Origin of the sequence: Pectobacterium artocarpous, assembly GCF_046159765.1 — a bacterium.
Taxonomy (GTDB): Bacteria; Pseudomonadota; Gammaproteobacteria; order Enterobacterales; family Enterobacteriaceae; genus Pectobacterium.
On the sequence record NZ_JBJXVK010000003.1, the window covers coordinates 73,762 to 88,194 of the forward strand.

General features: G+C 54.2%; 12 protein-coding genes. 8 read left to right on the forward strand and 4 right to left on the reverse strand.

Annotated elements, in window-relative coordinates:
- Nucleotides 1–54: 54 nt before the first annotated feature.
- Complete coding sequence (gene yigL, locus ACKQAD_RS02455) at nucleotides 55–855, forward strand: sugar/pyridoxal phosphate phosphatase YigL (RefSeq protein WP_409158681.1); 801 nt, start codon at nucleotides 55–57, stop codon at nucleotides 853–855.
- Nucleotides 856–917: 62 nt separating this feature from the next.
- On the opposite strand, the gene glpQ is transcribed toward yigL, so the two are convergent.
- Nucleotides 918–2,006 (reverse strand): glycerophosphodiester phosphodiesterase, encoded by a 1,089-nt coding sequence (gene glpQ / locus ACKQAD_RS02460; RefSeq protein ID WP_409158682.1) that lies wholly within the window; start codon nucleotides 2,004–2,006, stop codon nucleotides 918–920.
- A gap of 75 nt (nucleotides 2,007–2,081) precedes the next feature.
- A complete protein-coding gene (gene glpT, locus ACKQAD_RS02465; RefSeq protein ID WP_409158683.1) occupies nucleotides 2,082–3,431 on the reverse strand; it encodes a glycerol-3-phosphate transporter in 1,350 nt (449 codons plus the stop codon).
- Between the two features lie 310 nt (nucleotides 3,432–3,741).
- Here glpT and glpA point away from each other — a divergent pair, with 310 nt between their 5' ends.
- From glpA to gntR, 5 genes are all read left to right on the forward strand, one after another.
- Nucleotides 3,742–5,412, forward strand: a complete 1,671-nt coding sequence (glpA, locus tag ACKQAD_RS02470; protein WP_409158684.1) for an anaerobic glycerol-3-phosphate dehydrogenase subunit A — start codon at nucleotides 3,742–3,744, stop codon at nucleotides 5,410–5,412.
- A complete protein-coding gene (gene glpB, locus ACKQAD_RS02475; protein ID WP_409158685.1) occupies nucleotides 5,402–6,664 on the forward strand; it encodes a glycerol-3-phosphate dehydrogenase subunit GlpB in 1,263 nt (420 codons plus the stop codon). The genes glpA and glpB overlap by 11 nt, the downstream gene beginning before the upstream one ends.
- Nucleotides 6,661–7,872, forward strand: a complete 1,212-nt coding sequence (gene glpC / locus ACKQAD_RS02480; protein ID WP_409158686.1) for an anaerobic glycerol-3-phosphate dehydrogenase subunit GlpC — start codon at nucleotides 6,661–6,663, stop codon at nucleotides 7,870–7,872. Before glpB ends, glpC begins: the two co-directional genes overlap by 4 nt.
- A 365-nt stretch (nucleotides 7,873–8,237) precedes the next feature.
- Nucleotides 8,238–8,933 (forward strand): pirin family protein, encoded by a 696-nt coding sequence (locus ACKQAD_RS02485; RefSeq protein WP_409158687.1) that lies wholly within the window; start codon nucleotides 8,238–8,240, stop codon nucleotides 8,931–8,933.
- A gap of 163 nt (nucleotides 8,934–9,096) precedes the next feature.
- Nucleotides 9,097–10,092 (forward strand): gluconate operon transcriptional repressor GntR, encoded by a 996-nt coding sequence (gene gntR, locus ACKQAD_RS02490; protein WP_409158688.1) that lies wholly within the window; start codon nucleotides 9,097–9,099, stop codon nucleotides 10,090–10,092.
- A gap of 8 nt (nucleotides 10,093–10,100) precedes the next feature.
- Here gntR and ACKQAD_RS02495 read toward each other — a convergent pair whose 3' ends face one another.
- Nucleotides 10,101–10,613 carry a gluconokinase gene (locus tag ACKQAD_RS02495; protein WP_409158689.1) on the reverse strand — a complete coding sequence of 171 codons (513 nt, stop codon included), beginning with the start codon at nucleotides 10,611–10,613 and terminating at the stop codon, nucleotides 10,101–10,103.
- A gap of 158 nt (nucleotides 10,614–10,771) precedes the next feature.
- On the opposite strand from ACKQAD_RS02495, the gene ACKQAD_RS02500 reads away from it, so the two are divergent.
- Nucleotides 10,772–12,148, forward strand: a complete 1,377-nt coding sequence (locus ACKQAD_RS02500) for a GntP family permease (RefSeq protein ID WP_409158690.1) — start codon at nucleotides 10,772–10,774, stop codon at nucleotides 12,146–12,148.
- Between the two features lie 257 nt (nucleotides 12,149–12,405).
- On the opposite strand, the gene ACKQAD_RS02505 is transcribed toward ACKQAD_RS02500, so the two are convergent.
- A complete protein-coding gene (locus ACKQAD_RS02505; RefSeq protein ID WP_409158691.1) occupies nucleotides 12,406–12,999 on the reverse strand; it encodes a YhgN family NAAT transporter in 594 nt (197 codons plus the stop codon).
- A gap of 297 nt (nucleotides 13,000–13,296) precedes the next feature.
- Here ACKQAD_RS02505 and asd point away from each other — a divergent pair, with 297 nt between their 5' ends.
- Nucleotides 13,297–14,400, forward strand: a complete 1,104-nt coding sequence (gene asd, locus ACKQAD_RS02510) for an aspartate-semialdehyde dehydrogenase (RefSeq protein WP_409158692.1) — start codon at nucleotides 13,297–13,299, stop codon at nucleotides 14,398–14,400.
- Nucleotides 14,401–14,433: the final 33 nt, after the last annotated feature.

Sequence of the window (14,433 nt, forward strand, 5' to 3'; positions counted from 1 at the left end):
TAACTTTTTGCGGCGCGTGCTGCTACAACACACCAGAAGTGAGATCTCATCGTTATGTACCATGTCGTTGCTTCCGATTTAGATGGCACACTGCTGTCACCTGACCACTCGCTGTCCCCGTATGCGAAAGAAACCCTCAGGCTGCTGACGGAAAAAGGGATTCACTTTGTGTTCGCTACGGGACGGCATCACATGGATGTTGCGCAGATCCGGGATAATCTCGGCATCAGTGCATTTATGATTACCTCGAATGGTGCGCGTGTGCATAACTCACAGGGCGAGCTGATTTTCAGTCACAATCTGGATCAGGACATTGCCCGTGACCTTTATAGCGTGGTACACAATCATCCCGATATGCTGACGCACGTATATCGTGATGACGACTGGTTTATGAATCGTCCGCGTGCGGAAGAAGAGCGGTTCTTCAAAGAGTCGATCTTTAAATACAAACTGTTTGAACCCGCGCTGCTTGAAACCGATGGCGTCAGCAAAGTGTTCTTTACTTGTGATTCCCATGAACAGCTGTTGCCACTGGAAGAAGCGATCAACGCACGCTGGGGTGACCGCGTCAACGTGAGCTTCTCGACGCTCACCTGTCTGGAAGTGATGGCTGGCGGTGTGTCTAAAGGTCATGCACTGGAGCAGGTGGCGAAGATTTTCGGCTTCTCGCTCAAAGAGTGCGTGGCGTTTGGCGATGGCATGAATGACTACGAAATGTTGTCGATGGCGGGCAAAGGCTGCGTGATGCAAAACGCGCATCAGCGTCTGAAAGATTTACTGCCGGACTGCGAAGTGATTGGTTCTAACGCAGACAGTGCTGTGCCGAATTACCTGCGAGAACTGTTTCTGAAATAAGCCGCGTATTATCAAACCCATGCATGATCGGGCACCGTGGTGCCCGATGAGGACGCCGATTCTCAACGCGGTTTATTCAGAAAATCGACCGCTTTGTCGGGGAAATCGGTAAACAGCCCGTCAACCCCTGCCTGATGGTAGAGAATGTCGTAGAGATGGTCGATATCTTTGGCATACGGCGGTAGCCTGTCGGCCCTTGCCGTAAACGGATGTACCTGAAGTTTATTCTGATGGGCTTCCTTCACCATATCGGTAAACGTGATGCTGTCAGGCGTTGCACTTTTCTGGACGAGCATGTGGTAGTCCGGGCCGATGCCGTCGGCATAGGTGGCAATCTGCCGCATAGCGCCGGGCTTTTGCATCCAGTCATAGTTGTAATTCACCCACGAGCCATTAGCCTGTTTCTCGTAGGTTTCATTCCAGTCGGTATAGGCGATCAACTGAATCAGGTTGAGGTCCATCTTCATCTGTGGCTGCAATTCGGTTTTAATCCGCTTTAGCTCTGCCACATCAAACGATTGCAGGAAAACCTTATCGCTTTTCTGCGTATAGCCATACTGCTTCAATACGGCCAGCGTTTCGCGGGCGATATCTTTCCCTTCCTGATGGTGAAACCACGGTGCTTTAATTTCAGGATAGAGGCCGATGTTTTTTCCGGTTGAGTGGTTCAGCCCCTGAATAAATTCAATTTCTTCCTGAAAGGTGTGAATACGGAAGTCAGATTTCCACATCGGGAAACGGTTTGGATAGCTCTGTACTTGCTTGCCATCTTTGATGTCGAACCCTTCGGTAAATTTCAGCGACTTGATCTCTTCCAGCGTGAAGTCGATAGCGTAAAAGCGTCCATCTTTACGGGCGCGCTGAGGAAAACGTTCTGCCACGTCGGTGACGCGATCCAGATAGTGGTCGTGTAGGACAATAAGCGCGTTGTCTTTAGTGAGTACCAGATCCTGTTCCAGATAATCAGCACCCTGAGCGTAGGCCATCGCCTTCGCTGGAAGCGTATGCTCGGGGAGATAACCACTGGCGCCGCGGTGGGCAATGACAATTTTGTCGGTTGTTGAGGAAGCAGAAACATCAGAATTGCTGAAAGCACTAAAGGAAACGGAGAGTGCGAGGGCGGAGAGTAGGGATGTTACGGTAACGTTCATGCGATCAAACCTCTTTCTGTTGAGAGAAAGGCGGCGTCATCAGGACGCCGCCAGAGGGATGCTTACTCGTGTGGGTTAGGCGCGGCTGGCTAACTCTGCTTTATGCTTTTTCTCATTCAGCATAACAACAATCAGCAGAAGTACGGCCAGAATACTGCCGCCGATCATGACCATGAAGCCGCCGTCCCAGCCGAAGAAGTCAACGGTGTAGCCGACGATGGCGCTGGCGGCCACGGAACCACCGAGGTAGCCGAACAGACCGGTAAAGCCTGCTGCTGTACCTGCTGCTTTCTTCGGTGCCAGTTCCAGCGCGTGCAGACCAATCAGCATAACCGGGCCGTAAATCAGGAAGCCGATGACGATCATACAGGCCATATCCACGCCAGGGTTGCCGGCTGGGTTCATCCAGTACACGATGGTTGCTATGGTAACCAGCGTCATAAAGAACACGCCTGTTGCACCACGGTTGCCTTTGAACACCTTATCGGACATCCAGCCGCACAGCAGCGTGCCCGGAATACCGGCGTACTCGTACAGGAAGTAGGCCCAGGAGGACTTATCCAGCGCGAAGTGTTTCACTTCTTTCAGGTAAGTCGGTGACCAGTCGAGGATACCGTAACGCAGCAGGTAAACGAAGACGTTGGCGATGGCGATATACCACAGCAGTTTGTTCGGGAAAACATACTGCATGAAGATCTGCTTCGCTGTCAGTTCTTCTTCCGCTTTTTCATTATAATCAATCGGATAGTCATTTTTGTACTCTTCGATTGGCGGCAGACCACAGGATTGCGGCGTATCACGCATCAGCGCAAACGCAATCAGCGCAACCAGAATGGCGGCGAAGGCTGGCATGTAAAGTGCGGCTTTCCAGTCGTTGAACCAGGCCATACCCAGCAGGAACAGCAGCGGAGGAATACCACCGCCGACGTTGTGAGCACAGTTCCACACGGACACGATGCCACCACGTTCTTTCTGTGACCACCAGTGAACCATGGTGCGTCCGCACGGTGGCCATCCCATTCCCTGGAACCATCCGCACAGGAACAGTAGAACGAACATAGTCGCGATGCTGGACGTTGCCCACGGTACGAAGCCCATGAACAGCATGACGGAGGCGGCCAGAATCAGACCAGCAGGCAAGAACACGCGCGGGTTGGAACGGTCGGATACCGAACCCATGATGAATTTGGAAAAGCCGTAGGCGATAGAGATGCCTGACAGCGCAAAGCCAAGATCGCCGCGTGAGAAGCCCTGCTCAATCAGGTAAGGCATGGCGAGTGCGAAGTTCTTACGTACCAGATAGTAGGCGGCGTAGCCAAAAAAGATCCCCATGAAAATCTGCCAGCGCAGACGGCGATAGAGGGGATCGACACGATCCTGCGATACGCGAGCCTGGTGGGCTGCGGGCCTAAAAATACTCAGCATAGATATCTCCAATGCGAAAAAAACAATAGCTTTTTTGTTCTATTACGAACGTTATTGTAAGGGGCTAGCGTGCAAATGAGTGTGATTTATGACGATAATGTTACACTTTTATGAAACTGTGACGATTTTTGCGCTCATGTTAACAGAACCGGAAAATTACACAGTGTGATTTTGGTGACACAAATCACACTTATTGTTTTTAAGCTCCTTTCTATTTTCGTTTTGTGTTCGATTTTGCTCTTTATCAAACATTAACCCTTCTTTCTGTGTCCCAATAGCAACATACATATCCTCCGCCTGGAGCGAGAACATGAAGCAAAATACTGGGAACTGGCGTGAAACTGACGTCGTTGTCATCGGCGGTGGTGCGACGGGGGCGGGTACGGTACGAGACTGTGCTCTGCGCGGACTGCGCTGCCTGCTACTTGAACGTTATGATATTGCGACCGGAGCGACCGGGCGTAATCATGGCTTATTACACAGCGGCGCACGCTATGCGGTAACCGACGGCGAGTCTGCCCGAGAATGCATTGAAGAAAACCAGATTCTCCGCCGGATCGCCCGCCACTGTATTGAACCCACCGACGGCCTGTTTATCACGTTGCCAGAAGACGATCTCGGTTGGCAGGCGCAATTTATTACGGCCTGTCAACAGGCGGGCATTCGCGCGCAGGTAATGGATCCGCAGGAAGCGCTGCGGCTGGAGCCGGCGGCTAATCCGGCGTTGATTGGCGCGGTACGCGTGCCGGATGGTTCCGTCGATCCTTTTCGCCTGACGGCGGCCAACATGATCGATGCCTGCGAGCACGGTGCGGAAGTCTTGACCTATCATGAGGTCATCGGGCTGATTCGTCAGGGCGATCGGGTTACCGGTGTGCGCGTTTTCGACCATAAAAAAGGTGTAGAAACAGAAATATACGCACAGGTAGTCGTCAACGCGGGCGGTATCTGGGGGCAGCACATTGCGGACTATGCCGACCTGCGCGTGCGCATGTTCCCGGCAAAAGGCGCGTTATTGATTCTTGGGCACCGCATCAACAACATGGTGATCAACCGCTGCCGTAAACCGGCGGATGCCGACATTTTGGTGCCGGGCGACACTATTTCGCTGATCGGCACGACCTCAACCCACATCGACTACGACCAAATCGACAATATGCTGGTGACGCCTGCCGAGGTGGAAACGCTGATGCGGGAAGGCTCCATGCTGGCACCGTCGCTGGCAAGCACGCGCATTCTGCGTGCCTATGCGGGCGTCCGTCCGCTGGTTGCCAGCGACAGTGATCCCAGCGGCCGTAGCGTAAGCCGCGGCATTGTGCTGCTTGACCACGCGAGCCGCGACGGACTGGAAGGGTTTATCACGATTACTGGCGGCAAGCTGATGACCTATCGCCTGATGGCGGAATGGGTGACGGACGCTGTCTGCAAAAAACTGGTCCATGACGTGGCCTGCTCGACGGCACAGACGCCGCTGCCTGGATCGGAATCACTGGATGAAGTGAGAACCGTTCCCCACGCGCTGTCTGCTTATCCGCCAGCAAAACCGCTCTCGGCACCGTTGCGCGGTTCGGCGATTTATCGCCACGGTGAACGCGCGGGTCGAATGCTGTCCGGTGAGCGTCTGGACCGCAGTCTGGTGTGCGAATGTGAGGCCGTGACGGCGGGGGAAGTGCGCTACGCCGTGGAATCATTGCAGGTGAATAACCTGATTGACCTGCGTCGGCGTACCCGTGTTGGCATGGGCACCTGTCAGGGGGAACTGTGCGCCTGTCGTGCGGCAGGTCTGTTGTGCCGTCTGGGTACTGTGAGGCCGGAGCAGTCGCTCACGCAACTCAGCCAGTTTTTGAACGAACGCTGGAAAGGCATTCGCCCGATTGCCTGGGGCAATGCCCTGCGTGAAAGCGAGTTTACCAGCTGGATTTATCAGGGCTTGTGCGGCCTGACGGCCAGCGACAGTCAGGAGGATCGCCATGCGCTATGACGTTGTGGTTATCGGCGGAGGGCTGGCGGGGTTGACCTGCGGCATTCGCTTAGCGGAACAGGGGAAACGCTGCGCGATTATTAGCGCCGGACAGAATGCGCTGCATTTTTCTTCCGGTGCGCTGGATTTACTCTCTCATCTCCCCGATGGACAGCTTGTTAGCCAGCCGCTTGAAGCACTAGACGAGCTGGCGCGTCAGGCTCCTCATCATCCTTATTCCCGCATGGGCGCGAAGGCGCTCGCGGCGTTGTTACCACAGGTTGAAGCATTGCTGGAGCGCAGCGCTATCTCCCTGTTGGGCACGTATCAGCAGAACCACTGGCGCATGACGCCGTTAGGTAAATTCCGCCCATGCTGGCTGAGCCCGATCGAGAGTGTCACGCGTGGTCTGCCGGATTCTGGTTTTGGCGATAATCCGCTCATTGCCGGTATCGAAGGCTTTCTGGATTTTCAGTCACGTATTGTTGCCGGCACGCTTCAGGCGCAGGGGATTGCGGCACGCAGTGATGAACTCAAGCTGCCCGTACTGGATCGGTTACGCCAAAACCCCAGTGAATTCCGCGCGGTAAATATCGCCCGGCTGCTGGATCGACCAGAAAATCGCTCGGCGCTGCTGGAAGAACTGTCGCTTCTGGCCAACGGTAACGATGCCATCATCATGCCCGCCTGTCTGGGATTGGACAGCCCTGGGATTGTGGGTGAACTCGCTGATGCACTCGGTAAACCGGTGTTGCTACTGCCAACATTACCGCCGTCAGTGCTCGGGTTGCGTTTGCATCAAGCTCTGTCGCAGCGCTTTCGCCAACTGGGTGGCATGGTGATGCCGGGCGATCGTGCGGTGCGGGCATCGCTGTTGCCGCAGGAGATCGCCGTTCATAGCCACCATCACCGTGATATTCCGCTGCGGGCGAAGCACGCGGTATTGGCGAGCGGCAGTTTCTTTAGCAACGGGTTGGTAACGCAGTTTGATCGGGTAACCGAACCGGTCTTTGGGCTGGATGTGCGGTTCGCTAACCAGCGTGAGGGCTGGAGCCAGCAGGATGTGTTTGCGCCGCAGCCCTATATGCAGTTTGGTGCGATCGTCGATGAGCATCTCCATCCGCGTATCGGGGGAAAAACGGTCAATAATCTGTACGCTATTGGCGCAGTGCTTGAAGGCTTCGATCCGATTGCGCAGGGATGTGGGGCGGGCGTTTCTTTGCTCAGTGCACTTCATGTTGCCGAACAGATTTTGAAGGAGGGCAACCCATGAGCCTGATTAGCGATAACAGTTTTGAAGATTGCATCAAATGTACGGTCTGTACCACGTATTGCCCGGTTTCACGCGTGAATCCGCTTTATCCCGGTCCGAAACAGGCGGGACCGGACGGTGAACGTCTGCGGCGCAAGGATCCGGCGCTATACGATGACGCGTTGAAATATTGCACCAACTGCAAACGCTGTGAAGTCGCGTGCCCGTCGGATGTCAAAATTGGCGACATCATTCAGCGCGCGAAAGCGACGCACAGCAGCCACAAGCCGACATTGCGTGATGCAATTCTGAGCCATACCGACCTCATGGGGTCGATTGCCACGCCGTTTGCGCCGTTGGTCAATACCGCTACCAGCCTGAAACCGGTACGCCAATTGCTGGATAACGCGTTGAAAATCGACCACCGTCGCCAGTTGCCGAAATATTCGTTCGGCACCTTCCGGCGTTGGTATCGTCAGCAGGCCGCGAAGCAGCAGGCCTATGATGAGCAGGTGGCTTATTTCCACGGCTGCTATGTGAACTACAACCATCCACAACTGGGTAAAGATCTGGTGCAGGTTTTTAACGCGATGGGTATTGGCGTTCAGTTGCTGAATAAAGAGAAGTGCTGCGGCGTACCTCTGATCGCCAATGGTTTTCACGACAAGGCTAGAAAGCAGGCGCGCGCGAATATCACGTCGCTGGATGAGGCGATTAATCAGAAATCCCTGCCGGTGGTGGCGACGTCATCCAGCTGTACGTTCACGCTGCGAGACGAGTACCCTCATCTGCTGGGGGTGGACAACAGCCACGTGCGTGATGGCGTTGAACTGGTGACGCGGCAGCTCTATCGCCTACTGGAAGAGGAAGGTCGAACGTTGCCGCTGCGTCACTTACCGCTGCGGGTGGCGTACCACACACCCTGCCATCTGGAGAGGATGGGGTGGACAGCGTATACCCTGGCGCTGCTGCAACGTATTCCCAGCCTTGAACTGGTGATGCTGGACTCCCAGTGCTGCGGTATTGCGGGCACCTATGGCTTCAAGAAAGAGAATTACGCCACGTCGCAAGGCATTGGTGCACCGCTGTTCCAGCAGATTGAAGAAAGCGGCGTCGATATCGTGGTGACGGACTGCGAAACCTGTAAGTGGCAAATTGAGATGTCGACCAGCAAACGGTGTGAACACCCGATCACGCTGCTGGCGAGGTCATTAGCGCAGCCAAAATAAACGGTGGCAGGGAGCAAAACGGGTTATTTCCCCACTCTTGTTGAGAATAAGAATCTATCGCAAAAATAACTTTACAAGTGCGAATGATAATGATTATTATTGCTGTGCGTTCCGGGGAACGATGTCATGTACCTGTGTTAACTACCGATGGTTTTCATGACGATTCGGCTTCTCTGTGAAGGCACGACATTGCTCACATTGCTTCCAGTATTATTTAGCCAGCTCGGGTGCTGGCTTTTTTTTTGCCTATCTTTCTTGTCCCGTATCCCGTTCTGATTTTTCGAACAGCGCGGTGAGTTTTTTGCGCTATCTTATTTACCCCTTCCCGTTACACTTTCCTTATCAGAAACGTGGGAGGAAAGAACATGATCTATTTACGTCAAGCGCAAGATCGCGGACATGCGAATCACGGCTGGCTCGACAGTTGGCACACGTTCTCATTTGCCGATTATTACGATCCTGATTTCATGGGATTTTCGGCTCTGCGCGTTATCAATGAAGACGTTATCGAAGGCGGTCAGGGCTTTGGCACTCACCCGCACAAAGATATGGAAATTCTGACCTATGTATTGTCCGGTGCGGTTGAGCATCAGGACAGCATGGGAAATAAAGAGCAGGTGCCAGCGGGCGAGTTCCAGATTATGAGTGCGGGCACGGGCATTCGCCACTCGGAATACAATGCCAGCAAAGACGAACAGCTACACCTGTACCAAATCTGGATCATCCCGGAAAAAATCGGGCTGACACCGCGCTACGAGCAGAAGCGATTTGATGGGCTGCAAGGGCGTCAACTGGTGCTATCCCCGGACGCGCGTGAAGGCTCGCTGAAGGTTTTTCAGGACATGAGGCTATGGCGCTGGGCGCTGAAAGCGCAGGAGCAATCGGTATATCAGATTCAGGCTGAACGCCGCGTCTGGGTGCAGGTCGTGCGCGGTACGGTAGAAATTAACGGCCAGAAAGCGGAAACCAGCGATGCGTTCGCGATCTGGGACGAAGCGATGATCTCCGTACACGCCAGCGAGGACAGCGAAATCCTGCTGTTTGATTTGCCGCCAGTATAACAATCACTACGCCATTACAGAGAAGCCCGCGTAGGAAAGGACGCGGGCTTTTTATTTTCTTAAAAGCCGCATGCTATCCTTCAGATTTTGCCCTCAGCCTTTACTTTATTGATGCTTTTTTTGTTAGACTTAGATTACTGTTTTTCAGGCATTTTAGTCGACGATGAAGAAAAAAAGACCCGTTCTCCAGGATGTTGCTGACCGCGTTGGTATTACCAAAATGACGGTAAGCCGCTATTTGCGTAATCCTGCGCAGGTGTCAACTGCGTTGCAGGAAAAGATCGCGATTGCGTTGGATGAGCTGGGCTATATTCCCAATCTCGCACCGAATATGCTCGCCAGTTCCACCAGCCGGGCGATTGGCGTGCTGCTGCCATCATTAACCAATCAGGTTTTCGCCGAGGTCTTGCGCGGTATTGAACGCACGGCGGAAGCGCATGGCTACCAAACCATGCTGGCGCACTATGGCTATCATCCTGACAGAGAAGAACAGCGTCTGACTTCGCTGCTGTCGTATCACATTGACGGGCTGATTCTGGCTGAGCGTACCCACACGCCACGAACGCGCCAGATGCTGAACGTCGCCGGTATTCCGGTGGTGGAACTGATGGATTCTGTCTCTCCCTGTCTGGATATGGCCGTCGGGTTTGATAACGTTCAAGCCGCCTACCAGATGACGCTGCGTATGATTACGTTGGGGCATCGCCATATCGTCTATCTCGGGGCACGGCAGGATGAACGTACGATTATGCGCTGTCAGGGCTACGAACAGGCGATGCGAGAAAGTGGGCTCAAAAGCTATTGCGTGATGAGCGAGAGGGCGTCCTCCTATTCGCTCGGTGGCGAGTTGCTGCGGCAGACGCAGGCGGAATACCCGCAGGTCGATAGCGTGTTTTGTACCAATGACGATTTAGCCGTCGGCGCGATGTTTGAATGCCAACGACAGGGGTTACGCGTGCCGGAAGATATCGGCGTAGCGGGTTTCCACGGACACGACATTGGTCAGGCGATGGTGCCGAAGTTGGCTAGCGTATTGACGCCGCGTGAGCATATGGGGCGCATCGGCACCGAGCGTTTGCTGGCTCGTCTGCGGGGTGAGCCAGTTTCGCAGGATATGATCGATGTCGGCTTTACCATATTGGACGGTGGAAGCCTTTAACTGCGGCGTTAGCCTGCCGCGCGCAGTGCGTCAACGCAGCGTTGCACGACTTCTTCTCGTGTGCCGTCAATATCGATCTTGAGGACGTCCGGCTCATCGCTGCCCGGTTCCTCCAGTGCATCGAATTGGCTTTTCAGCAGGTCTGTTGGCATGAAGTGGCCTGCTCTGGCTTTGTGACGTTCCAGCACCAGCTCAAAGCTGCCTTTCAAATAGAGAAATACCATCTTTTCGTTCCCTTCGCGCAGGCGGTCGCGGTAACGCTTTTTCAGCGCGGAACAGACGATGATGCCGGTCTCGTTTTTGTGTGCCAGGCTATAGGCGACATCGCTAAGCCGCTCCAGCCACGGTGCGCGATCGTCATCGTTCAACGGCGTGCCGCTGGCCATTTTTTGGATATTCGCGCGCGGATGCAGATCGTCGCCGTCAATAAATTTTGCCTGAATGGCGCGGCCAAGTTCAGCGCCAACTGAGGATTTTCCACTGCCTGATACGCCCATCAGAATAATGCTTCGACCTGACATAATTTGATCTCTATCTCAAACTGTAAATTAAATGATACTTAATGGTTCCATACTTTAACATGTTACCCGTATCATGTTACCGGTATCAAATGATGATGTGATACACCTCACAAACAATCAGTCAACCCAGATCGAGTGCCCTAAAGAGATTATTAACGATGACAGAAATCACCTCCGCCTATAGCGCCAGTGTGTTATTGACCATCGCCGCCGGTTCGGTCGCGCTGTTACTGGTACTGATTATGCGCTTCCGCGTCCACGCATTTTTGGCGTTGACGTTGGTGAGCCTGATCACTGCACTGGCGACGAAAACCCCTTTTGAGAAACTCGTTCCCACGCTGCTCAGCGGTTTCGGCAGCACGTTGGCATCCGTTGCTTTGCTGGTTGGTCTGGGGGCAATGATTGGTCGCCTACTGGAAGTGACTGGTGGCGCAAATGTGCTAGCGGATACGCTTATCAATAAATTTGGTGAGAAACGTGCGCCTTTCGCTCTGGGTCTTGCTTCTCTGCTATTCGGCTTCCCAATCTTCTTCGACGCCGGGCTGATCGTGATGCTGCCGATTATTTTCAGCGTGGCGAAACGTTTTGGCGGCTCAACGCTGACTTATGCCTTCCCTGCCGCGGGCGCGTTTGCCGTTATGCATGCCTTGCTGCCACCGCATCCCGGTCCGGTTGCTGCCAGTGAGCTGCTGGGTGCCAACATTGGCCTGCTGGTGCTGGTGGGTGCCGTGATTGCTTACCCTACCTGGTATTTTGGCGGTTATCTGTTCGGCCTGTGGGCAGGTAAAAAATTCCATTTGCCGCTGCCGTCAACGTTCCTGACCGAAGTAAAGGCAGATGAACAGCATACGCCGCCTCCGTTCAGCGTGGTGATGTGGGTGCTGTTGCTGCCGCTGATCCTGATTTTCCTCGATACCGGGCTGAATACGCTGACGGTAATGGGCGTTATCAGCGGCGATAGCGGTTTGGTGCAGTTCCTGCGTATGCTGGGGAAAACGCCGATTGCGCTGCTGATCACGGTCTTGTTCGCCATGATTATGTTTAGCGGCCAGCATAGCCGTAGACACCTTGAGAAGATCTGTGAAGGTGCACTGGGGCCGGTATGTTCGATTATTCTGGTAACCGGTGCGGGCGGGATGTTCGGTGGCGTTTTACGTTCTAGCGGTATTGGTGACGCGCTGTCTGGTGCGCTGGCGGATACTGGAATGCCGGTGATTGTGGCGGCGTTTGTGGTGTCTGCTGCACTGCGCGTGGCTCAGGGTTCCGCGACGGTGGCGCTGACGACGACGGCGGCGCTGATGGCACCTGCGGTGGCAGCGACCCCCGGCCTTAGCCAGTTCGATCTTTGCTTTATTGTGGTGGCGATTGCTGGCGGCGCAACGGTGCTGTCGCATGTGAACGATTCAGGTTTCTGGCTAGTTGGCCGTTTCCTCGAAATGGATGAGAAAACGACCCTGAAAACCTGGACGGTGATGGAAACGTTGCTTGGCACTATCGCGTTCCTGATTGCGCTGGTGGGCAGTATTTTCCTCTAATGTGTTTAACCCCCCCTCTTACAAGGGAAGGTTTTGACATTAATCCGGCGTAAAAATTATGCAGCGGTGATCATGAACGCCGATGGCACCGCGTAGCGGCATGATTTAGCCGGAAGCCTGGGTTCGCAGGGCGGCGGCGACTGAGCGCCCTGCGTCGGGCGCGTGCTACGCAGTAGCATGGAAATTACGGTATTGTCGCGCACGAAACCGCCTCTTAGTCGGCATAAAAAATGTGACTACAGAGGGCAATGACGCAGTTATAACTTCATATAAGCGCGTACGCCGTCGAGGAACATCTGCGTTGATAGCATCACCAGAATCAACCCCATCAATTTTTCCAGCGCGCTGACCCCTTTCTCACCCAACAAACGTAAGAACACATCTGACATCAGCAGGATGATGAACGAGATCGTCCAGGCGATAAACAGTGCCAGCGTCAGGTGCGGCAACTGATCGGGATACTGGTGGGAAAGCAGCATTAGCGCCGCGAGGATCGACGGCCCCGCGACCAGCGGAATCGCCATGGGCACCAGAAACGGTTCTTCTCCGGCTGGCAGACCGCTGCTGTTGCCTTCCTGTGAGGGGAAAATCATACGAATCGCGATAAGGAACAACACGATGCCGCCGGAAATGGAGACGGTTTCGGTACGCAGATTCAGGAACGCCAGAATGCGTTCGCCCGCAAATAGGAAGATCAGCATCAGCCCGAGTGCGATCAGCATTTCACGGATCAGCACCACGCGTCGGCGTTTGGGGTCAAGATGCTTGAGCACGGACATAAAAATCGGCAGATTGCCGAGTGGATCCATAATGAGCAACAGCAGCACCGTTGCGGAGATCATTTCTGTCATGTTGGTTTTTTACTCCCGAAACCTTGTTTCCTGACCTGTGCCATCTTCACGGGCGGGTCAACGTGATTACCCTGTGCCAGGTCGATGATATTAGAATGACTGCTGAAAAATGCCGTACTATCGAATAAATTCACTTGCGACTTGATGTACATTTTGTAAGGCTGAATGACACAATTATTTACGGGTTTACGACACGACACGCGCAACCTCTGCCGCAGATCGCTGAGTCAGCAATAACCAGGCGCTATCGACGTTAGCCACAATTCTTTTTGTTACCCCCAAAGCAGGACAGTTACCATGAAAAATGTTGGTTTTATTGGCTGGCGCGGTATGGTCGGCTCGGTTCTCATGCAGCGCATGGTGGAAGAACGCGACTTTGATGTGATTCACCCGGTATTCTTCTCGACTTCTCAGCACGGCGAACCTGCTCCGACGCTAGGCGGTCATCAAGGCGTGTTGCAGGATGCTTATAATATCGAAGCCCTGCGCGCGCTGGACATCATCATTACCTGTCAGGGCGGCGATTATACCAATGAAGTCTACCCAACGCTGCGTGAAAGTGGCTGGCAGGGCTATTGGATCGATGCCGCATCCTCGCTGCGCATGAAAGATGACGCGATTATTATTCTGGATCCGGTTAACCACGGGGTGATTCAGCAGGGTCTGGATAAAGGCATCAAAACCTTTGCTGGCGGTAACTGTACCGTCAGCCTGATGCTGATGTCATTGGGCGGTCTGTTTGCCAACAATCTGGTTGAGTGGGTTTCTGCTGCGACGTATCAGGCTGCTTCTGGCGGCGGTGCGCGTCACATGCGTGAACTGCTGACGCAGATGGGCGCGCTGCACGGTGAAGTGGCGGAAGCGCTACAGGACCCGGCTTCTGCGATTCTGGATATCGAGCGCAAAGTTACCGCGTTGACCCGTAGCGGTTCGCTGCCAACCGATAACTTCGGTGTGCCGTTGGCGGGTAGCCTGATTCCGTGGATCGACAAACAACTGGATAACGGCCAGAGCCGTGAAGAGTGGAAAGGTCAGGCGGAAACCAACAAGATTCTGGGCACCAGCAGCGTTATTCCTGTTGACGGCCTCTGCGTGCGCGTTGGCGCACTGCGCTGCCACAGCCAGGCATTCACCATAAAACTGAAAAAAGACGTGGCGCTTTCGGAAATCGAACAACTGCTGGCAACTCACAATGATTGGGTGAAAGTGGTGCCGAACGATCGCGACATCACCATGCGTGAACTGACGCCTGCTGCGGTGACGGGCACGCTCTGTACGCCAGTGGGCCGTCTGCGTAAGCTGAACATGGGGCCGGAATACCTGTCCGCCTTTACGGTTGGCGATCAGCTGCTGTGGGGAGCCGCTGAACCGCTGCGCCGTATGCTGCGCATCCTGCTGTAATACTTCTGCTTGTCTGGCGCAACATCGCTTGGT